16 protein-coding genes and 4 pseudogenes are annotated in these 20875 nt (G+C 37.3%); 3 read left to right on the top strand and 17 right to left on the bottom strand.

What is annotated here, in order from left to right:
• Positions 1-261: 261 nt before the first annotated feature.
• Positions 262-534, bottom strand: coding sequence for a T9SS type A sorting domain-containing protein (locus IGK53_RS04525; protein WP_207718870.1), 273 nt, complete (start codon positions 532-534; stop codon positions 262-264).
• A gap of 264 nt (positions 535-798) precedes the next feature.
• Between IGK53_RS04525 and IGK53_RS04520 the strand changes: the two genes are divergently transcribed.
• Positions 799-1335 carry a VanZ family protein gene (locus IGK53_RS04520; RefSeq protein WP_002293169.1) on the top strand — a complete coding sequence of 179 codons (537 nt, stop codon included), beginning with the start codon at positions 799-801 and terminating at the stop codon, positions 1333-1335.
• Positions 1336-1746: 411 nt separating this feature from the next.
• On the opposite strand, the gene IGK53_RS04515 is transcribed toward IGK53_RS04520, so the two are convergent.
• The 10 genes and pseudogenes from IGK53_RS04515 to IGK53_RS04470 form a co-directional block, all read right to left on the bottom strand.
• Positions 1747-2007, bottom strand: a complete 261-nt coding sequence (locus IGK53_RS04515) for a hypothetical protein (RefSeq protein ID WP_430605018.1) — start codon at positions 2005-2007, stop codon at positions 1747-1749.
• Between the two features lie 185 nt (positions 2008-2192).
• Positions 2193-2690: a GAF domain-containing protein gene (locus IGK53_RS04510; RefSeq protein WP_002293167.1), complete on the bottom strand. Its 498-nt coding sequence runs from the start codon at positions 2688-2690 to the stop codon at positions 2193-2195.
• A gap of 128 nt (positions 2691-2818) precedes the next feature.
• Positions 2819-3529, bottom strand: a complete 711-nt coding sequence (gene budA / locus IGK53_RS04505) for an acetolactate decarboxylase (protein WP_002293166.1) — start codon at positions 3527-3529, stop codon at positions 2819-2821.
• Positions 3530-3541: 12 nt separating this feature from the next.
• A complete protein-coding gene (alsS, locus tag IGK53_RS04500) occupies positions 3542-5206 on the bottom strand; it encodes an acetolactate synthase AlsS (protein ID WP_430605017.1) in 1665 nt (554 codons plus the stop codon).
• A gap of 205 nt (positions 5207-5411) precedes the next feature.
• Positions 5412-6074 carry a hypothetical protein gene (locus tag IGK53_RS04495; protein WP_002293164.1) on the bottom strand — a complete coding sequence of 221 codons (663 nt, stop codon included), beginning with the start codon at positions 6072-6074 and terminating at the stop codon, positions 5412-5414.
• 9 nt (positions 6075-6083) lie between these two features.
• Positions 6084-6900: pseudogene (locus IGK53_RS04490) on the bottom strand (carbohydrate ABC transporter permease).
• A 64-nt stretch (positions 6901-6964) separates the two neighbouring features.
• Entirely contained in the window at positions 6965-7861 is an 897-nt protein-coding gene (locus IGK53_RS04485) for a carbohydrate ABC transporter permease (RefSeq protein ID WP_002293162.1), read from the bottom strand.
• Between the two features lie 52 nt (positions 7862-7913).
• On the bottom strand, positions 7914-9173 hold the full coding sequence (locus IGK53_RS04480; RefSeq protein WP_002329432.1) for an ABC transporter substrate-binding protein: 1260 nt from the start codon (positions 9171-9173) through the stop codon (positions 7914-7916).
• 28 nt (positions 9174-9201) lie between these two features.
• A pseudogene (locus tag IGK53_RS04475) lies at positions 9202-10354 on the bottom strand (glycoside hydrolase family 88 protein).
• Positions 10344-10790 (bottom strand): annotated as a pseudogene (locus IGK53_RS04470) (DUF2264 domain-containing protein); the annotation flags it as partial. The pseudogenes IGK53_RS04475 and IGK53_RS04470, both read right to left, overlap by 11 nt.
• A gap of 121 nt (positions 10791-10911) precedes the next feature.
• Between IGK53_RS04470 and IGK53_RS04465 the strand changes: the two are divergent.
• Positions 10912-12105: an MFS transporter gene (locus IGK53_RS04465; protein WP_002293157.1), complete on the top strand. Its 1194-nt coding sequence runs from the start codon at positions 10912-10914 to the stop codon at positions 12103-12105.
• 165 nt (positions 12106-12270) lie between these two features.
• On the opposite strand, the gene IGK53_RS04460 is transcribed toward IGK53_RS04465, so the two are convergent.
• Positions 12271-12693 carry a helix-turn-helix domain-containing protein gene (locus tag IGK53_RS04460; RefSeq protein WP_002293156.1) on the bottom strand — a complete coding sequence of 141 codons (423 nt, stop codon included), beginning with the start codon at positions 12691-12693 and terminating at the stop codon, positions 12271-12273.
• A gap of 369 nt (positions 12694-13062) precedes the next feature.
• Between IGK53_RS04460 and IGK53_RS04455 the strand changes: the two genes are divergently transcribed.
• Positions 13063-13776, top strand: a complete 714-nt coding sequence (locus tag IGK53_RS04455) for a hypothetical protein (RefSeq protein WP_002293155.1) — start codon at positions 13063-13065, stop codon at positions 13774-13776.
• Positions 13777-13937: 161 nt separating this feature from the next.
• Here IGK53_RS04455 and IGK53_RS04450 read toward each other — a convergent pair whose 3' ends face one another.
• The 5 genes and pseudogenes from IGK53_RS04450 to IGK53_RS04430 all read right to left on the bottom strand — a co-directional run bounded on the left by IGK53_RS04450 (position 13938) and on the right by IGK53_RS04430 (position 20817).
• Positions 13938-15110: a class C sortase gene (locus IGK53_RS04450; RefSeq protein ID WP_002342481.1), complete on the bottom strand. Its 1173-nt coding sequence runs from the start codon at positions 15108-15110 to the stop codon at positions 13938-13940.
• 453 nt (positions 15111-15563) lie between these two features.
• Positions 15564-16994: a SpaH/EbpB family LPXTG-anchored major pilin gene (locus tag IGK53_RS04445; protein ID WP_002290294.1), complete on the bottom strand. Its 1431-nt coding sequence runs from the start codon at positions 16992-16994 to the stop codon at positions 15564-15566.
• The gene (locus IGK53_RS04440) at positions 16991-18283 is read right to left on the bottom strand and encodes a SpaH/EbpB family LPXTG-anchored major pilin (protein WP_002290293.1); all 1293 of its coding nucleotides are present in this window, start codon (positions 18281-18283) and stop codon (positions 16991-16993) included. The genes IGK53_RS04445 and IGK53_RS04440 overlap by 4 nt, the downstream gene beginning before the upstream one ends.
• Positions 18284-18292: 9 nt before the next feature.
• Positions 18293-18493, bottom strand: a complete 201-nt coding sequence (locus tag IGK53_RS04435; RefSeq protein ID WP_002290292.1) for a hypothetical protein — start codon at positions 18491-18493, stop codon at positions 18293-18295.
• Positions 18490-20817: pseudogene (locus tag IGK53_RS04430) on the bottom strand (MBG domain-containing protein). The gene IGK53_RS04435 and the pseudogene IGK53_RS04430 overlap by 4 nt, the downstream one beginning before the upstream one ends.
• Between the last annotated feature and the right edge of the window lie 58 nt (positions 20818-20875).

The following is a 20875-nucleotide window of genomic DNA, read 5'->3' as shown; positions in this document are numbered from 1 at the left end:
TTTTTGCTTTTTATTTAACAATTAGAATTTCGCGTATATTGTCACACTTAGTTTTTCTTTGTCAACAGTCTTTCCTTCAATAATTTTCTTTATAGATTTATCCGTTTTAACTTTATTAGTTCCTATAAAAAAATACCAATCAGAAATTACCATAAATAATGAGTATCTATCAAGAAAACATTAGAAATAACCAGTAAAATGAACGGCCAATTGTACTTTTACTGGTCATTTATAGAATTTTTTTAAGGAGATAGAATATTATTAATACGTGACACTTCCATTTATGTCAAATGTTTTGGTCCGCTCATTACTTTCAAATCGAAGAAAATACGTGCCAGAAGTTAATGAACTTGTGAAAGTACCGTTGCTAGTTCCAGAAAAATTCCTAGAAGAAACTATAGTTGAGCCTATCAGATTCTGCCGTGCAATAGCAACATTCAACACAGTAGATGCTCCAGCACTCCGTCTAGTTAGATTATGCCTAACAGTATACGAACGTGTAGTTGAAGTAGACCACTGTTGACAGATCTCCATGACCAAATACCAGTCCCACTATATGTCATAGCGGTAGCAGCGTTTACAACTGTTGCAGAAAAAAAACTTAGTATTAAAAATGCGAGCGATAGTTTTTTTCATATATTTTTCATAGTATAGCTCCTTTATGTTTTTTTGTTATAATAATAGAAACAAATTTGAAAGGAGAATTCTACTATTAATAGCATAAAAATTAAAATAAAATTGTTATTTTTAAATGTTTCATTACTATGTTTATCGTTTTTGTTTTCCAGATGGTTTTACATGAAATATCTTTATTTTTACTCACTCTCTATTTTTCCTCCTAGTGGAGATGTTGATTTTTGGATTCCATTTATCCAAATAATAATTATTACTTTTTTTCTCTATATTTTTTTACTAAGTTTTTTTACAAAGAAAATTTATAAGGAAGTAATCATTGGATTTTATGTTCTTTATTTTTTAGTATTAATTTATCTGCTCTTTTTAAAAAACATTGGAATAAGAGGACTAGAATCCAATCCTTTATCATTTCTTTCTGATTTTATCAATGGGGATGCGATAATCGTGATGCTGAATATAATCATGTTTATACCATTAGGCTGGATACTATCATTAAATAAAAAACATCTAGGCATAGTGGTTTTGGGTATCTGGTTAATTGAAATAGCACAATATGTTTTTCATTTAGGAATATTTGATGTAGGGGATATTATTGCAAATGCTGCTGGTTTCGTTGTGGGCACTATAATAATGGAATCTTTATTCAATAAATTTTCATTTGAAATTACGTCTTTTAGTTTAAATAAAAAAATAAGATAAAAATAGAAACATATACTGGAAGCTAGAACAAGTACTTGAGGATATGGCAAAAACTTTTTTAATGATTATGTTTGTTATTTAAAAATAATGTCTACAATTAAATAAAGTGAAATTAGAGAAGCTATAATCATTATACTTTATTTGTTATTAAATTTTGGCAACTAAAAGGACTTTAGAGATACCTTGTATATAATCTAAAAGAAGCGAAGGAGAATTTCTGACAGTGAAGCAAACGAAACTAGTTTTTATATACTGAACTAGATTCAGGTTGCATAGAGAATCAATTAAAGAAAATTTACAATTATTGTGCCACTTAAAAAGAAAAGAGACATATAAAAAACAACGCCAACTAAATAAAGTGCCTTCAAAAGCTTGGACTCCTCGCTTTTGAAGGCACTTTATTTAAAATCTTTATAAAACTAAAGTATGTTCATATTTATTGCTGTAATTATATAGACATTCTGTCGTTTCCAACTCATAAACGTGAGTGTATTTTGCCACTACTTTTCCGCATTTTTCTAATATTTCATTGCGATCGACGTCATGATATTCGTCTACGCAGATCACAACACAATTTTCTAATTTACTGATTACTTCTCCAACCACTTTTTGTTTCAAGCCAATAGGTTGGCAAATATATTTTTTTCCTAAAATGATAGTTTCGTTATTCATATTTCATCCATCCTTAATGTGTTTTTCATTATTTAAAATGATAATACCATTAAAATATGATTATGAAAACCAATAACACTTGTGATTTTATAAAAAAATAAAAAAACCGAAAAACAGATATGTCCACTGTCTTTCCGGCTCTTTTTATTTTTGATTTCTCTTCTTTTTTGTTTCAATAGTCAATTTTAGTTATTAATAAATGAAAAAGCATTTATATTAAAATTTGCTAATAAAAGATCTACATATTTTTCTAGAAATGCTTGATCGATTTCATCATACCCTTTCGTTACTCCGCAATCGATATCTAAAACACCGATTAAATGACCTTCTTTTACCATTGGTACAACGATTTCTGATTGTGCGGCTGAATCACAGGAAATATAATTTTCATGTTTTTTGACATCGTCAACGATCAATGTCGCTTGTTTTTCAGCTGACTCTCCACAAACTCCTTTTCCCATCTTGATACGTGTGCAGGAAACTCGCCCTTGGAACGGTCCTAAAATCAATTCATTGCCATCAAATAAATAGTATCCTGCAAAGACGGTCTCAGGTAATGTTTCATTCAACAATGCAGATGAATTTGCTAAATTTGCTAACCAGTTATCTTCTGCTTCTAATAATCCTTGTTGCTGTAATAATAGAATTTCGTATGCATCTTTTTTCTGTTTTTCTGTCCACATGATAAAAACCGCTCCTTTTTAATCTATGGAAAAGATTATAGCTCAGTTTTTTGGTAAACGCTAGGTTTGCTTCTCAAAAAAGCGAGATACGTTAGGTTGTTTACCTTAAACGCATCTCGCTGTCTTTTTTATTCTGCTTGTTGGATTTCTGCTGCTAAATCAGCATAATCAATCGTTTCGTGAACAAAAGTCGGATCATCAACTGGAAAGTGCTGTACAAGGGACGAGATGCGGCTAATCTCAACTTTTCCTTCAGTTACTTCAAAATCCATTACATGTCCGCCAAATGTATGTGTATCATCGATAAAATGCAGATGAAATCCCGCTGCAGCAACTCCTTGGAATAATTCAGGCGTAAAGAACCCGACTAATGTTCCATGAATGTTGCTTTGTTGGAATTCTGGTTGAGACTCTGAAATTTTTGCTAGTCTTCGATAAGGTTTTTCTTGTTTCGGCATGATACGGATATGCATGTTTTTGAATAATCCAGTTATCTTCACTGCTAAAAATAGATTTTCCCCATCTTCTTTTACTAAGATGTCTTTTTTCAATTGTTCTCCATCTGCAGATTCTGAAACAGAAAAACTAGTATCTGGCGTAAAATCTGTAATTGCTGCATAGGGGGTAAGTTCACTTCCATCTAATTGGACAACTGAGCCATCTGATCTTCCTTGATAAGCTACGCCATCTAAAAAGATAACTTCACCATCAAGTCCATGCAATGTTCCCAATCCCAGAGTTCCTTTTTCCAATATATGAGCAATCGTTTCTGTTCCATCCATCAAGCCGGCCATCAAAGCTCCTAATGTCCCGTGCTGGTATAAGATTTTTTCAGTCATGTCGACACTTCCTTAATAGAATTGATCTGGTAAGATTGTTTCTCCCAATTTCTCATTATCACGGTAATCGATTGGAATATCAATAATTACGGGTCCTTCTGTCGCAAATCCTTCTTCTAAAGCTTTTTCTAATTCCTCTACACTTGTAGCTCGTATTCCTTTAGCACCAAAAGCTTCTGCATATTTCACAAAATCAACTGGACCAAAATCTACACCTGACGCCCGTTGATATTTCATTTTTTCTTGGAACTCTACCATATTGTAGCGTCCATCATTCCAAATCAAATGAACGATATTCAATTTTTTACGTACGGCCGTTTCTAAATCTTGGGCAGAGAATAAAAATCCGCCATCTCCGGAAACTGATACGATTTGTGTATTTGGACGTACCAGTGCAGCAGAAATTGCCCATGGTAATGCTACACCAAGCGTTTGCATACCATTACTGAATAACAGATGTCGGGGTTCATAACTTCTAAAGTGGCGTGCCATCCAAATATAATGACTTCCTACATCTACAGTAACGGTCATATCATCTGTTACTTTTGACTGAAGTGTGTTGATGACTTCTAAAGGATGCAAAATACCTGCTTCTCCTTTTGATTGGACAATATCCCGCTCCGTTAGTTTTGCTTGAAGAGAAGCTAAATATTCTTTCGCATCTTCTGACACTTGTTGAGGCTCTAATGAACCTGTCAATAAATCAAGAGTAGCTGAGATATCGCCAATCAACTCTCTTTCAGGCTGCATAAATGGATCGATTTCAGCTGGTGCTTCATCGATCACAATGATCCGCGCATCTTTTTCTGCGTTCCAGTTTCTTGCTTCGTATTCGATTGGATCATAACCAATTGCGATGACTAGGTCGCTTCGTTTCAAAAGCATATCGCCTGGTTGGTTTCTAAACAATCCCACACGACCAAAGAAATGCGCTTCTAATTCACGTGAGATCACTCCTGCTGCTTGGAATGTCTCTACAACAGGCAATGCTGTCTTTTCAACTAATTGACGGATAACTAACGTTTCTTTTTCACTTGATCCCCGCATACCTACTAATAATACCGGTAGTTTTGCTTCCCTGATGCGTTCGGCTAAGTAACGGATATCATCTGCAGAAGCAGAACCTAATTTAGGATCACTCAATGGCTTGATGATATTACCTTCAACTGGCGCATCCACTACGTCTTGAGGAATACTGATAAAACTCGCTCCTTTTTTTGAGCTCTTAGCCATACGATAAGCATTGGCAATCACTTCTGAAATTGTTTCCGGATCTTGGATTTCTGCACTGTATTTTGTGATTGGCTGGAACAGCGCTGCATTATCCATGCTTTGATGGGTCAACTTCAATAGATCGCTTCGTTTTACTTGCCCGGCGATTGCTAAAACTGGGTCTCCTTCTGCTGTCGCTGTTACCAAACCTGTAGCTAAGTTACTAGCACCTGGACCACTTGTTGCGATAACAACCCCTGGTTCTCCTGTGATACGTCCGATTGCTTGTGCCATAAATGCAGCATTTTGTTCGTGACGAGTTACGATTAATTCAGGACCTTGATCCTCTAATTCATTAAATACACCATCGATTTTTGCGCCTGGTATACCAAATACATAATCAACGTGATGGTTAATCAAACTTTCTACTACAGATTTCGAACCTTGTTTCATTTTTTCGGCCATTGAACATCGTCCTTTTTATGCTTTATTTTTAATTATTAGTTAGAAATAATCACAAATAAGTGATACAGTTTCTAAACCTGTTTCATTCAGAAGTATAGCACGTTTTATTTCATTTGTTTAGCCATATGTTTCAAAAAATGAAAAAGAATGACAGATTTTACATAAAAAACTGTCATTCTTGGTTGAAAGTTTCAATTTATAAAGTCTACAGATCCATCGTTCTCATCAATTTACGATTGTTGAAGTAAATCAAACCAAATACGATAGAAGGACCTAGTAGAATACACCATTGGGGCTTTACGAAAAAGAAGAGAAACAAACTTGTCAATAGTAAAAAATCTAGTAAACTCACATACCATTTTTTTAACGTATAGTAGAACGCTATTCGTAGAACTTGATTTGGTTTTGACGCTGGATTTCTCACCTGAAAATACCAGCAGTTGATGCTAAAGGAAACTGATAAACAAGCAAGTAAAACAAACAACGGAATCAACCATTTTCCATAAGAAAAACGTATAAAAAAGAAACAATCAAAAATCGCTATCACACTAACTATCCAAGCAAATAGCCAATAAAAAAATCCCTTTAGCCAAAATCGGCGAAACGTCTTTATGAACAAACGTACTGATGAAAAACTTTTTTCTTTTGTTAATTCTTCTGTCATGCCTATCATCACGATGCAACCCGGACCAATAAAAAGCAATGAAAAAATAAGGGAAAAGACATTCCTTCCATCTATTGACAAAAGGAACGCAGCTGCTATATACAAGATATTGACACACCAAAAACAAAGGCTACTTGCCAATGATTGATACAACCAATAAAAGAATTCCATATAAACATTTTTGTCAAAACGCTGCTCTTTCATAATCGCCTCCTATTCCTTCATTCCTGATGAAGCGATCCCTTCTACAAAATATTTTTTGCATCGCTAAAAATATAAAAGCAACAGGAAGAACAGAAACAACTGAGGCAGCCATGATTAATGCGTACTCTGCATCAAATAGCCCAATAAACATTTTCAACCCTAACTGGATTGTTTTATTTTCCGTAGAAGACAAATAAATGAATGGCCCCATATAATCGTTCCATGTATTAACGAATGTGATGATCGTCAAACTGGCAATCGCCGGTTTTGTAAGGGGTAAAATGATCTTTCGATAGATTCCCCATTCTGATAAGCCATCGATCCGCGCGCTCTCACATAAAGAATCTGGGATACTACTGTAATATTGCTTCAACAAGAACACACCAAAAGCATTGAACGCTTGTAATAGCACCAATGACCACAACGTATCTGTTAAGCCCACTTTTCTCATCATGATGAACTGAGGGATCATATAAGACTGCCAAGGGACAGCAATTGTGCCGATATATGCTAAAAATAAAATATCGCGCCCTTTAAAATTCAGTTTAGAAAACCCGTAAGCAGCAAAACTAGAAGTAAACAACTGAATCAATGTGATCACAACGCTTAAAAAAGCTGTATTCTTAAAAAACGTCACTAAAGGAATACGAGACCAAATAACCAGATAGTTCTCTAAATGCCAAGTTTTAGGAATCCATTGAATCGGAATCGTGAACACTTCATTATTTGCTTTGAATGAAGCAGAAACCATCCATAAAAAAGGAATGATCGTCAATAAAGCTAGCCCTATTAGCAGAATCATACCCAACCATTGAATAAAGGTCATATCGTTTGAAAAAATTTTTGCTTTTTTCCTTTCATTTTGAACACTCTCTTCCATTTCATACCTCCTAAGTACGACGCTTATTCCAAGAAAACTGAACAACCGTAACGCCCAAAACAATTACGAACAAAACAAGTGAAATAGCTGAAGCATAACCAAAATCAAATTTTTTGAATGCTTCATTGTAGATTTGGTAAACCAACACATTTGTCGCTCGACCAGGGCCGCCATCCGTCATCACTTGCACCAGGTCAAACACCTTGAAACAATTGATGACAAGCATGATCGTTACAAAGAAGGTAGTTGGCCTCAACGAAGGTAATGTCACATTCAAAAATTGTTTCCATCGATTTGCTCCATCTAGTGAAGACGCTTCATACAATTCTTTTTGGATACTTTGTAGTCCTGCAAGGTACAGAATCATGTAATAACCCATCCCGCGCCAAATACTGACAATTACAATTGCCCAAAGCGCCCAATTTGAACTTGAAGTCCAACCTGGAGGATGTTCAATAAATCGCTTTAAAAAGATATTAATTGGTCCCATCGTTGGATGAAACAACATATTCCAAACAACAGCAATTGCTACTAAAGAAGTAACATACGGAAAGAAAAATATCGTACGAAAAAGCTTCATCCCTCTAATTTTCTGATTTAGTAGTAAAGCTAGCCCTAACGAACAAACAAGTGTGCCGGGCACTACAGCAGCGGTATATAAAAAAGTATTTTTCAAAGAAATCCAAAAGGTCTCATCGTTGGCCATTTTACGAAAGTTATCTAGTCCAGCAAATTCTGGCGTTGAAAAAGAATCCCATTTCATAAATGCTAGTACAAGCGAAAACAGGATCGGTATTAATGTAAAAACGAAAAAACCAATGAAATTCGGGGCGATAAACGAATAAGCGATCCACGTTCGTTTTCTACGCAAATGATTTGTAGCTTTCTTATTTATACTATTCTCCATTTCGATGACGAAACCAAGAGCGTTTGATCTCTTGGCTTCTCTCCTTTCATGATTATTCTTTTTCAGCAGCTACACGTTTCTCCATATTTGCCGTTCCTTTTTCCGGCGTTTCATCTCCAACCAAAATCAAGTCATGTTCTTCTTGTAAAATCTTATCGATTGCAGGCCCATGCGTATCAATCGGAAATTCAAGTTTGATTTCATCAGGAGAAAAAGCTTTTTTAGAAATCTCATCCGTTGGCATTCCAGCGAGGTTAAAATAAAGCTGATCAATCTCATCTGTACGATATGAAGGAACTACTCCTACTCCTGCCAATACTTTTGCTCCTTCTTCACTAGCTGCAAATTCAATAAATTCTTGCGCTGCTTTTTGTTTCTTTGAGTTTTTATTGACAGCAAATGCTGTTGGCGAGCCAAACGTCGTGACCGATTCTCCTTTTTTCTTCTGAGGAATAGCTGTAATTCCCCATTCTACTTCTGTCTTATTTGCTTCTTTGTTCGCAAGTATGCCAGCCATATACCAAGTTCCCATGTACATCATTGCTGCTTTTTGTTCTTCAAATTGAGATTGATAGGTTACTTTCGTTGACTTAGCCGTGCCAAAATCCATTTGCGCGCCTTCTTTTTGCATCCTCAATGCTCGATCATAATAATCAGTCATAAATCGATAATCTGGTTCCACAAGATTCGCTTCGTTTTGAGCAGCTGCAATAGCTTGGATCGTCGAACGCCAGATATGTTGATATGCTCCATAAACTTGTCCGTCATTTTTACTAAGCTTTTTTGCTAAATCTTCGTATTCGTCCCAAGTTAGATTTTCTGGATATTGGATTCCTGCATCATCAAACATTTTCTTATTGTAATATAGTACCCAAAAGTCCGTTCGATAGGGCAATGCGTATGTTTTTCCATCGATATCATACATTTCATATGTTCCTTCAGCAGCATCAGTATCTAATTCTCTAATTCGTTCTGTTTGATCGACTAACTGATCTCGTAAAGCATAATTTGAATACGACAAAAGATTTTTCATCGTCAATACATCTGTCGTATCTCCAGAAGAAAGCATCGTAGTAAGTTTCGTGTCATAATCATCTGAAGCAATATCTACTGCTTTCACTTTGATTCCCGTTTTCTTTTCGAATGCTTCAAAGAGCGCTTTGAATTCAGGTGTTGTTTCATAATTCCATGTCGAAACGGTAATTTCATTTGCTGATTCTTCACTACTGCCTTCTTGATTACCACAAGCACCAAATACGAGTGACATTCCTAAAACTATTGATCCAATCATCATTTTTTTCCATCGCTTCATTATATGAATCCTCCTCTTTTCTTATACATCACCAGTAACAGTACCATTTTTTAGCTAGACGAGTGATCCCTTCTACATAAAAGTAATCGCCCCAGATCACACATTCATCTACACCTTTTAAGCTGTTTTTATCATAAACGGCATGGAGAAGCAGCCCGTTTGATCCATCTACTTGTTTCGTTGTATAGTTTTTTTGTAATTCTCCCAAGATTTTGACTGCCATCTCTTCGTAATCGAAATGACGATGATCTGAAACAGGCAGTTGTTTGGAAAGTTCTAACAATCCGCATGCAGCTATTGCTGCCGCAGAGCTATCTTTTTCCTCTTGACTACCTTCTTTGAATATTAGATCCCAATAACAAATCAAATCTTCAGGAAGCTCTTGTAGAAAATAATCAGCAAGTTGCGTGGCGGTCTCTAAAAAAGAACCGTCTCCCGTATACAAGTAACTTAATGTGAATCTATAGATTCCCCACGCTTGCCCGCGTGCCCAACAGGATTCATCTGAATAACCTTGTTGCGTACGACCATATTTAGGCACTCCAGTAACATCATCAAAGTAATACGTATGGTAAGTAGTAGCATTGTCTCTCACAATATACTTTTGAGTTTGTTTCGCATGATTGTAGGCAGCTGTTTTATAACTTTCATCTCCGGTAGCCTCAGTAGCAAAGTAAAGTAATGGCAGATTCATCAAACAGTCAATGATCATACGTCCACGCTGCTTTGGATCATCTAAGTCTCCCCAAGCTTGGATAATTTGAGATTTGGGAGAATACCGCTCCATCAATCGATCAGCTGCTTGTATCGCTATTTGTTTTGATGACTCGTTTTTATTCAATCGATAATCAGCAACAGCTGATAATTGATATAAAAATCCGATATCATGCGTATCCAAGGCTATATCTTTTTCTAAACGTTCTTTGAATGAAGCTAATTGACTTTCGATCGTTCGATCAAAATCTTTTGAGTTAGAAAGTTCTTTTGTTAAAAATAATATCCCCAACCAGAAACTAGCCGTCCAATCAGTGTTTTCTTCCGCTTCATATACATGATTGTTACTAGCTGCAGCAGGTACGAGAAATTTAAATTTTTTTTTGATTTTCACGCACCTGTTTTTCAATAAAATCAATTTCTGAAACTAGCCAATCTAACTCAACTATATTTGTTCTATTGTCCATCGTTGTATTTTTCCTCCAACTTTACATTAATCCTTTGCCCTAGTTGCCCGATTTCTATATTTCTCCCAATAATTTCTACTGTAAGCTCTTCAAAAACTTGGTCTGGTAAAACACCGCTGATCACAGATATAAATACTTGTTTTCCGCTTTCAGCCACGCCTGTCAAATATGGTAATAGTGTTACCGGAAAATAAAGACTTGTATTAGGTTCAGGTCGGATAATCCCAGCTTTCTTGTATCCAATGATGTTCTTAATCCTCGAAGTACCAATGATCGATCGTGCTGTGGCACATTGTCCCGCTATACATCTATTTGTATTTTCCATTGGTACACTAAACCCGCCTTCATACACATACAGCAACCGTTCACTCCATATTTCGTGGATACGCAAATGCCCGTTTTCAAGCGGAACGATTGTACTTTTTATTGTCACATCTGACCAAGGACGCTATATCGGTTGTTTGTGTATTATTTCGAATAAAAAAGACTTGTTTTTTTATTCTTTTTTGGATATACTTTTAACAATTTAGGGAAATTTTAGGAAAAGGGGTATAAAAATGACAACGTATCAGCGAAAGGTATTATTATCGACATCGGCGGGAATTGCTTTAGAGAATATGGATATTATGTTTTTAGCTTTTTCATTATCTTCAATGATTGCTTCTTTTCATATTAGTGGTACGCAAGCGGGTTTCATTTCAACGATCACTAATTTGGGGATGCTCATTGGAGGTATTTTTTTTGGCATCATAGCTGATAAATATGGACGTGTGAAAGTATTTTCTCAAACGGTCCTTCTGTTTTCGATTGCTTCTTTATTGATGTATTTTGCTTCAAACATCTACTTGGTTTATCTCTTTCGCTTTATCGCAGGTGTAGGAGCGGGAGGAGAATATGGGGCGTGTATGTCCTTGATTTCCGAAAGTTTTTCAAAAAAACAAATTGGACGAGCTTCTTCGGTTGCTGGTATTGGTGCGCAGGTCGGTGCGGCTTTGGCTGCGATTTTAGCTGCTGTGATCATTCCAACGTTTGGTTGGAAGATGTTGTATGTCGTAGGTGTACTGCCGGTGTTGATGGTCTTGTTCATTCGTCGCGGCTTGACTGAACCAAAGGAATTCAAATCTGCACAATCCGCCGAAAAGAAAACCAATCTTAGCAGACTGTTTGAATCAAAACATCTTGCTTGGCAAACATGTGGCCTTAGTATCATGGTGACTGTCCAAATTGCCGGCTATTTTGGGTTAATGAATTGGCTACCTTCGATTATGCAAAATCGATTAGGGCTTTCGGTTTCTGGGTCTTCATTATGGATGGTCAGTACTATTTTAGGCATGTCTTTGGGGATGATGACTTTTGGCATGATCATGGATAAATTGGGGCCTAAACTAGCCTTTTCTTTGTTTTTAATTTGTTCATCCTTATCTGTCTATCTACTTGTGTTAGCCCATAGCCAGTGGAGTTTGGTAGCAGCTGCTGTGATAGTCGGCTACTTTATCAATGGCATGTATGGTGGATATGGCGCAGTGATTAGTAGTTTGTATCCAACAGAAATCCGCGCGACGGCGAATAATTTCATTATGAATCTTGGACGAGCTGTTGGTGGTTTTTCTTCTATCGTCATCGGTTTCCTGATGGATCATTATAGTTTAACTGCCGTAATCTTGTTTTTGAGCGGTATTTACCTAGTCAGCCTGCTGGTCTTGACAACTCTTACTGGTGTTACAGCATTAAGGGAAAGCTTGCAGCATTGATAATTGAGTCTGTAAATGACAAGAAAGAGGTGTGGCAAAAGCTTGCATCTGCGGTAATAAGACCAGCCAAATCAAAAACATGAGACACTGTTTCCGTTTGGCTGGTCGTATTACTTGATGCAGGGCAGCTTTTTCAACTGCTAATTTCCTTCTATCTGGCGGCGACTATTCTTTGACGTCCGTCATTTCAAAGTACTTTACTAATAACTTCGCATAACGAAAAACTGTGGATACACTCGTATATTGAGCGTCTGCATAATCTTCCAAATTTTTCTCAAGATGTTGATACATGAATTCAATCAAATGATAATTATATGATTTTCTGTAGAAATGAAGATAAATAGTGTAGATTGGGAAGTTCTCCTGCTTTTCCATAGAAAAGCGCCGATTATTCTCATTCTTCAAAATGACCTTATCAGGATATTGTTGGAACAATTCTTCTAAATCTGTTAGATAATTCAAGATAGACTTACTTGATACCTTCAATTCATTTTGTAGTTCTTCTATTGAACACCAACGTTCTGTTTCAAGCAGTAAATGAATCATTTTAATTTTCTTTTGAGAAACTTTTGTTAAAAAAATCTGCATATTTTCTCCTCCTGTATCTACTTTACTATACTACATACAAGAAAAAAACGGATACAAATATCCCACTGCAAAACAGTTAATGGTGCATAAACCTGTTATTATTTCTCTTTTTTTCCTAAGCATTCTATTGATATGAATCATTTAATCGTTTATTATATAAATGTCAATAATCTAATAATAAAATAACGTACATATTTTATTATTACATACTTAATAACAGAACTATAGCAAAAATCCCGTGTATCAACACGGGATTAGATTAAGTTTCCTCAATCACTATTCATAACACAATTATTATAACAAGTAAGTAAACAATTGAAAAGGACATTTATTGAAAACGGTTGTTTTTTTACTTAAGGAGGAAATTTAGTGAAAAAATTAGTTGCGTTGTTTTTGGTCGCAGGAAGTTTGTTGAGTGGGTGTGGTGCTACTACGTCTACTACTCAAAGCACAAGTTCAGCTCAAGCTTCCAGCAGCAGTACCACGATCTCCGAAAGTACGGCAGATTCATCGAAAGAACAAGAACAAATTGAAAAGAAAAAAGAAGAAGAGAAACAAAAAGCGGAAAAAGCTGCACTAGAAAAAAAAGTGACAGAAGCGGAATCTGCTTTATCACAAGCTGAAGCAAATCCTACAAAAGAAAACTATGCAACTGCTTCAGCAGCTATCCAAGCGCTACCTGAAAACAAACAAGAGTTGACAAGCCGTCTTGCTGCAATTGATTCCACAATCAAAGCAAAAGAAGCAGAAGAAGAACGGAAAAAGCAAGAAGAAATTGCACGACAACAAGCAGAACAAGCGCAACAAGAAGCAATCGCACAGCAACAAGCAGAACAGGCGAGGCAAGAAGCAATCGCACAGCAACAAGCAGAACAGGCGCAACAGCAAGCAGCAGCTGAACAGGCCTCTCAGCAGGCACAAGCCGCAGCTCCTGAGCAAAATAATGAACAAACTGTCTATGTCACACCGACCGGTTCAAAATACCATACACATAAATGTGGAAATGGTACGTATACCCCTGCCACTTTAAGCGAAGCTCAAGCTCGTGGTTTAACCCCTTGCTCCAAATGTTATGGAAACTAATTCAAAAGTTATACTATAATAATAAAATTCTTCTGAAACATAAAAAAATAGAAGCTGGCGTTCCAGATAGTAAACCAAAAATAGCAGTTTACACGTCCATTTCGTCAGCTTCTCTCTTTTTTCATTTAGTCTGTTCCCTCTGCTTTTTTGTACATCTTCATTCATTCTTTCTCAATCAAATAGTACACCTCTTTTTCTTTTCGCAGTTTGTATCTTCCTTTTTTCAATTTCATTGAAAACTGTTTCGAATGTTTATGTTTTACATGGATTTTAAGCAGAAGCTCCTCATGTTGCAAGCGATAGTTCCCGCCTTTTAAATCAGAAAATCTCACAAGTCCGTATTCATCAGAAGCTTTCACAAATGGAACTTTTTCTCTAGTAATATAGTGTTTGCCGTTGAGCGTTTTTACAGAAAAGACCATTCCTTCGATTGGTCGTCCGTTTGTGTTCTTTACATAAAATGATAAAGGATAGTTTCGCTTAGCGATGGCCAAAGAATCTAAATAAGCGATGAGTAGCCAAACTAAGCCGATTGATCCAAGTAGTATACCGATAAACCAAATAAAAAATTTCCATTTTTTCCATTGATCAATTCCTTGGATCGCTTTTTTTGCCTCTTTTGCTTGATAAGGAATACGATGCCCCGTCACAAGCAGTCGATGTGTATTGACCATATAAGGAGTGCAGGTAAGCAAAGTCACGAGATCTCTGCCTTTTTGGATACCCAAAGAATCTACTTCATCAGGTAAGACCACTTGGATTTTTTCTACTTGATACGCCAATGTCTTTCCATTGATCTGGATGAAAAACTGGTCTCCTTTTTTCAACTTAGGCAAATCTGTAAATAATTTTGCTTCTGGGAGTCCACGATGCCCAGAAAGAACGGCATGGGTGCTTTTCCCGCCAGTCGGATAAGAACTTCCTTCCAATAATGACGTTCCTTTTTGCAAAAATATTTCCGTTGTCTGATCGAATATAGGTAAGCTGACATTGATTTTTGGGATTTCGATGACTCCAAGCATATGTTCCATATAAAAGGCATTACTAGGTAAATCTTTTAATGCTTTTGCATCAACTGCTTGGTTGAAACTGCCTATCCCTGGTGATACGTTTTGCTCTGCCAACTGTTGGTTTTTCTTTGTCATTTTTTCCTGCTGTTTTTTTATTTCTTCTGAATTCTTACTCGATGCCTGCTTTTGATAATGGATGATCATTTGCTGGGCAAGAAAATCATTCAGTGAATCTTCTACAAAAGGATAAGAAAAGATCCCGATCCCAACGACTAAAATGATTGCCATGAAGATGTCCAGTATTCTTATTCTGCTTTTTTTCATCATGTCCACCTATTTTCTAATATGTATATGAAGAGGTTGTGAAATCAGCGCCTTGACCTGAGTATTAGAGAAGCAAACGGAAAAATAGTTCCTCATATTTTGCCGTTTGTTGAGCTAATACCGAAGGTCAGCTGATTGAACACCGTTTAAGAAAGAGGTCGTGAGCCTGCCGTTCAGCTCTGAGTCACAAGGAACAATTTCAAAAAACAGCTTCTCATGTTTGATGAATATTGTGACTTGTGACCGAGGAGTTGGCAGGAGAACACCGTTTAAAGAAGAGGTTGTGAAAAAGCAGTTTAGTTTCGAGTATTAAGATAAATTTTGTGAAAATGGTTCCTCACATTGTTGCATACATTTGACTTAATACCAAGAGACCGACCACTTCTGTCACAACCTTTCTCCCCATTTGAATCACTGTCGTTTATTTATCGTATGATTTTTGTTTCCAATAGTTTAAGCTTCTGTTTCTTGATGGCGTTTTTTGAAGTAGATCACTGTTCCTCCAACTAAAGCAATACCTACCAAGATGAATACGATGATCCCCATACCCCCAGTTGAAGGCAAGATTCCTTTAGGTTGGTTATCGATCGTTGTTTCATCAGAAGTTGTTGGATCATCATCTACTGTAAATTCAGTGTACGCAGCTTCATTCTTAGGTAATGCGTAGCCTTCTGGTGCTTTTGTTTCTTGAAGGCAGTATGCCCCTTGTTTCAGCCCTTCGATTGAAAATTCCCCTTCTGAATCAGAAATCAATTTCACTTCTTCCCAGTCAGAACCTGTGACTTCATCTGACCAAGCATATGGGTATTCTCCTGAGGCAAGGTTTGCTATTTTTTTCATTAATTTAACAGTTGGATCTTTTGCTCTTAGAATAGAAAATTCTGCACCGGCTAATTTTTCTTGCGTGTTCACATCTTGTTTGATGAAGTGGAAATCACCGTAGTTTTGGACATTTTCTACAGTAATCGTGTTATCCGTAGTTGTATTTTCCCGATTGACTACACCGTTTGGATTCCCAAGATCGGCTTCATCCGCGCCATGGATGATTCCGGTTGTTTGTTGCAATTTTCCGTTTTCTACTACAAATGAGGTTTCTTTTTGTGGATCGGTCAATTGATAATCATCTGGTGCTTTTGTTTCAACCAAAGTATAATTTCCGTCTAGTAACCCATTGACACTGATGGATCCTTCACTATCTGTTGTGAATGTCAATGCTGATTCGGCAGGACCATAAAGAGCGACACCAGTATTTTCATCAAAACCAGTCACAAATTGATTGTCTGAATTTTTGATCTGGAATTGCGCCCCTGCTAACTTATCTACCCCTGAAAAGTTCCCAGCTTTTTGGATTTTGATATTGCTTTCTTTGATGACATTTTTAGCATATAGATGAATCGTGTCTAAAGGTTTGTCAGGGTCTGATGAATCAGGGTTGTAAAAGGGTAAGCTCAACACGATATTTGGCGACGTTTCGACACCAGGTTTTGGTGTTTCTACAAAGACATATACAGCATCTTTCCCTTCAGATTTACCTGGAAGAGTCAAGTTAGCTAATCCTTCACCAGAAGTCGTTACACTTGCAAAGGGTGTAGCGTCTGCTGGAACTGCTGTATCTTTACTTGGATAGTACGTAGCGGTGATGTCGTATACGTTGAATTCTACACCATTCAATGGTTCGCTATTCGGAAATGTCAATTCCGTTCCGTTGTTTATTTGATTTTCTGGTGCTGAAGTGAATTTCAATTTATGCAAATTAACCGTGACATTTTCTGGTGTAGGTGATACGGCTGCAGAGACATCTGCAGTTCCTAGGCTGAGAACGAAAGGAAGCAACATAATAGTAGTTCCTAGAAGTGCCCATATTTTTGTTTTGATGTTTTTCATTTTATTTCCCTCCTATTGTTTCCTTTTTGTTGTTTTTTATAAAACCAAGCTGCCCCTGTTGAAAGGACTAGCAACACCCCTAAGATTGAGAAACCTCCAAGCATCTCTTCGTTTGTTTTTGGAAAACTTCCTCCACTTTTTTCATTTGATGGGCCATTCGTCTGTATCTGAACTGGCGTTTTTCCGTTATTTGTCCGATTTGCTTCTGGTTCGTTGATGATTTCCAATGGTATAGGATGAAGCGGATCATAACTGCCTGCTTCAACTTCAAAGAGAATTGGTGCTGGACTCCATACATATCCTTTAGGCGGCTTGATCTCAACTAGTTCATAGCTTCTAAAAGACAAACCATGGACAGAAAATGTTCCATCTTTACCGGAAGTAAAAATCGTTGCTCTCGGATCATCTTTGGCTACCCAGTGATTTATCCCATTTTCTTGCGCTAAATATTGGTTATCTCTTTTGACTAGAAATTGAGCATCTGCCAGTCTTTGTTTCGTCTGCCGATCCACTTTGACAAATTGTTTGCCACCTGTTTGGGTGGCAAGATGTGTTTCTACTGTTTGATTGTCAGTCGTCAAACGTACCTCGTTGTCAAATGTCGTTTTTTCACTGTTTTCTTTCAATGACATTTGGTAACGGATCGTTAATTTTTTCTCAGCAAACGAACTGAGATCTTTTCCAGAATCCGATAATACAAAACCATGTTTTGTTTTTTGTGTATGAAATGTATGAATCTTTTCTCCCCCAATCAAAAGATCGATCGTTTCTGGTTCTAGCCACAACTGAGGATCAGCTGTATCTGTGATCGTATAGGTTCCTACCTCGTTGATGTTCTCAGGAATTGTGGTAGTGATGAGATAAGGTACTTTATCCCCATCTGCAAAATCTGTCTGCTTGTTCTCTACTTTTTTTGTTAATGTGAGTGCAGCAGGTATTTTTTGTTCGCTCTTAGGATACAAGTGGATGGTCGTCAATTTATGATTAGATGAATCTGTCACAGGAAGCACGACGACAAATGGTGCTGATTTTTCTTTTACTTGATCTGAAGATTTTATTTCCGCAAATCGGTAAACAGCGTCACGACCTTGCTCGTCTTTGTCCGATACACGAAAAGAAGCAATGCCCTCTCCCCCGTCTACTGTTTTTGTCACACTTTCTGCCAGTATTTTTTCACTATCACTTTTCTGTGCTAGTTTTCTTTGTGCGTCTTCTATACTACTTCCTTCTGACCGCAGCTTGTAAAATTCATCCGAGACATCATATATAGCGAAAGTAACACCGTTCAACCCTTTTGCCTACTGAAAGTTATCTGGACTAGCCATTCCGTCGTTTTGACTGATACTTGGCATCTGTTCGCTTTCGAACATTCGATTATGCAAAGTAAATGTAATAGATGATTCTCTGGCTGACACAGTCGGAGAACCACTAAAAAATCCCAGTAGGATAAAAAAGAGAACGGCAAACCTATCCACACGTACACTTTTTATTTTTTTCATCGCTGTTCACCTGCTTTTTTCTTACGATGGATAAAATAAAAGAAGCCAGAAAAAATAAAAATCATTCCTAAAAAGACAAAGGGCAGTAGACCTATCCCGCCTGTCGAAGGAAGCAAGAGAGTCGGATTGATCGTCAACTCAGCGGTATCTGTTGCGGTAATCGAATAATTATTGTTTACAGTTCCTTCCCCTAAACTAATCGTTACTATTTGTGTTCCGATATCTGTCCGGCTGTTAGCTGTTAGTGTATAATCCAATGCTTCACCTGAGACAACACCAGTAACGTGGACATTTCCAACCGGTATCGAGTGACTTTGGGCATCATAATTAAAGGCAGCGTCATCGACAGTAATCACTGCATCGGCTTTATTGATGGTATAGGTTCCTGATGTGTTAGCTATATCAGTAAATGACATCTTGGGATTTGCTGCTTTGACTTTATCTATCCCGCTTTTCGTTAATTTAATTGCATAGCTGCCAACGTTAACCATATTTTTTGCTGATTGTGCATCTACTGTGTAGTCCGTGTTGCTAAGGGTCACTTGCACTGGAGTAACCGAACTGGTGACACCTTCTGCTAGCTTGACATGGATTGACGGGATTCCTGCTTTTCCATCATATGTCTTACTGCCACCGAGCTCTACCGTACCGCTGATTGGCTTGATCGTATAGATATCAGATGTCTACACGATAGGAAATAGATAGTTTGTTCTGGCAGCTAGTTTAGCTAATCCGCTTTCTGTCAATTGCCAAGACGTATAGGTTCCAATTTCAGTAGGCGCAGTTACTTCAACTCCCTTTTCATTCATCGCTTTGAAATCAGTTGGATTCCATGGGATTTGATCAATATTGAGATCATTGTTTAAAAGGGATGTTGATTCTGTTTTATCATTAAAGGTATATTTAACGATCGGTACAACAGAAAGACCATCATAGTACTTACTGCCATTTGCATTGATTGATACTGTTGCATTTGTCTTATAATATAGGATGACTTCAGAAATCTGTTTTCCATTTGCGTCCTTTACGATTACATTTCCATTTGTATCTAAACTAGCTGAAACACTCGTTGCTGATTGGTTCTTTGTTTCTGTCGCTGAAACAGCTGTAAAGGTATATCCGCTGATAATAGGCACATTAGTCGTCAGGTCTTGTGCAGCACTTCCGTAAGTAAGATTCATTATTTTAGAAGGAGCAATCGTCTGTCCAAAATAGTCTTGATACTTAATAGTGATTGGTGTTTGTTTGCCTGTATAGGTCACCGTATCGACGTTACTTTCTAGGGCTGTGAAAGAACCGTTTGTTTGTGCAAAAGAATAGCCCGTTACTGCTGTTGGAATAATAACCACTTTGTCCCCCACATGGATTCCAGATAGTGTAGTCCCGTATGTTCCAGTTTGTGCTATCCCGCCATTAACAGTATAAGAGAATGTTCCAGGTTGGTTTGCATTGACCTGAACCGTCGCTGCTTGATAGGTTGGAACAACTGAAATATTCCCCTTGTTATCAACGATCTGTCCATTTTTGATCGAGTACCCTGTGAATGGAATATCGTTTGCTAACTGTATACCGATTGAAAAAGTACTAATACCCCCTCCGGCAGGAAGCCCTCCCCATGTTGAGGGTGTAAAAGAATAACTTTTATCCGCATTGGGTGTAACGGAATCGATCGTATTTCCAGCGGTAGCCACCCCCATATAGATACTTTTTGGGAAGGTGGTAGTAGTACCATTTACTGTGGAGCCAATAAACAGATTATGGATATCTGGACGGTTATCAATAAAAGCGATTGCTTTGGTAACACCTTGTAGCGCGGTTTTATCCGCACTCATCGTTCCGTTAACCGCAACAATGACTCCATCTTTGGCATATATCACTGTATATCCATCTGGTATGGTATGTCCGTTGAAATTCGCAGTGGCCGCAACAGCACTAAATGTCTGACTTTTACCTGTTTCTGAATAAGCTTTTTCCCCTGCTGCTTTTGCTGCTGCGATTTCTTCTTCTGTCGGATCAATCAGCTGAGTCGAGGTTGTAGTTGAGGTTGTCTCGTTGTTGCTAGACTGATCGGTACTTTCTGTTGACTGTATTTCAGAGGCGGGTGGACTATTTGTCTCCTCTGTCATTTGGTTAGCAAAACTTGACGTTTCTGTATAAACGTTTACATTCCTATTGGATAAACTTCCTAAGAAAGTAAGAATCACGATTATCGAAACTGCAATGGTACGCAAGTTTTTTCTTCGAGATATAGCTTTTAGTCTAGAATCAAAATGTTTTTGACATATACGTTGGATTTTATTTTGAGTTTTCTTGATCATTTTCATCCCTCCTCTCAATAAAAAAGCGTTATCAAATAAGCACGTGCACGTTATTCAAAATCTA

This window comes from Enterococcus sp. DIV1224 (genome assembly GCF_050555455.1).
Classification (GTDB): Bacteria; Bacillota; Bacilli; order Lactobacillales; family Enterococcaceae; genus Enterococcus_B; species Enterococcus_B lactis.
The sequence above is the reverse complement of the archived record's forward strand: the minus strand, read 5'-3'. Positions and strand labels throughout refer to the sequence as shown.

What these genes read in the sequence shown, in the direction of transcription:
- IGK53_RS04485 (WP_002293162.1), bottom strand. Translation starts at nt 7,861, where the DNA reads ATGGAGAATAGTATAAATAAGAAAGCTACAAATCATTTGCGTAGAAAA.
- IGK53_RS04525 (WP_207718870.1), bottom strand. Translation starts at nt 534, where the DNA reads ATGGAGATCTGTCAACAGTGGTCTACTTCAACTACACGTTCGTATACT.
- IGK53_RS04465 (WP_002293157.1), top strand. Translation starts at nt 10,912, where the DNA reads ATGACAACGTATCAGCGAAAGGTATTATTATCGACATCGGCGGGAATT.
- IGK53_RS04520 (WP_002293169.1), top strand. Translation starts at nt 799, where the DNA reads ATGAAATATCTTTATTTTTACTCACTCTCTATTTTTCCTCCTAGTGGA.
- budA (WP_002293166.1), bottom strand. Translation starts at nt 3,529, where the DNA reads ATGACTGAAAAAATCTTATACCAGCACGGGACATTAGGAGCTTTGATG.
- IGK53_RS04510 (WP_002293167.1), bottom strand. Translation starts at nt 2,690, where the DNA reads ATGTGGACAGAAAAACAGAAAAAAGATGCATACGAAATTCTATTATTA.
- IGK53_RS04515 (WP_430605018.1), bottom strand. Translation starts at nt 2,007, where the DNA reads ATGAATAACGAAACTATCATTTTAGGAAAAAAATATATTTGCCAACCT.
- IGK53_RS04435 (WP_002290292.1), bottom strand. Translation starts at nt 18,493, where the DNA reads ATGAAAAAAATAAAAAGTGTACGTGTGGATAGGTTTGCCGTTCTCTTT.
- IGK53_RS04495 (WP_002293164.1), bottom strand. Translation starts at nt 6,074, where the DNA reads ATGAAAGAGCAGCGTTTTGACAAAAATGTTTATATGGAATTCTTTTAT.
- IGK53_RS04450 (WP_002342481.1), bottom strand. Translation starts at nt 15,110, where the DNA reads ATGAAAAAAAGCAGAATAAGAATACTGGACATCTTCATGGCAATCATT.
- IGK53_RS04445 (WP_002290294.1), bottom strand. Translation starts at nt 16,994, where the DNA reads ATGAAAAACATCAAAACAAAAATATGGGCACTTCTAGGAACTACTATT.
- IGK53_RS04460 (WP_002293156.1), bottom strand. Translation starts at nt 12,693, where the DNA reads ATGCAGATTTTTTTAACAAAAGTTTCTCAAAAGAAAATTAAAATGATT.
- alsS (WP_430605017.1), bottom strand. Translation starts at nt 5,206, where the DNA reads ATGGCCGAAAAAATGAAACAAGGTTCGAAATCTGTAGTAGAAAGTTTG.
- IGK53_RS04480 (WP_002329432.1), bottom strand. Translation starts at nt 9,173, where the DNA reads ATGAAGCGATGGAAAAAAATGATGATTGGATCAATAGTTTTAGGAATG.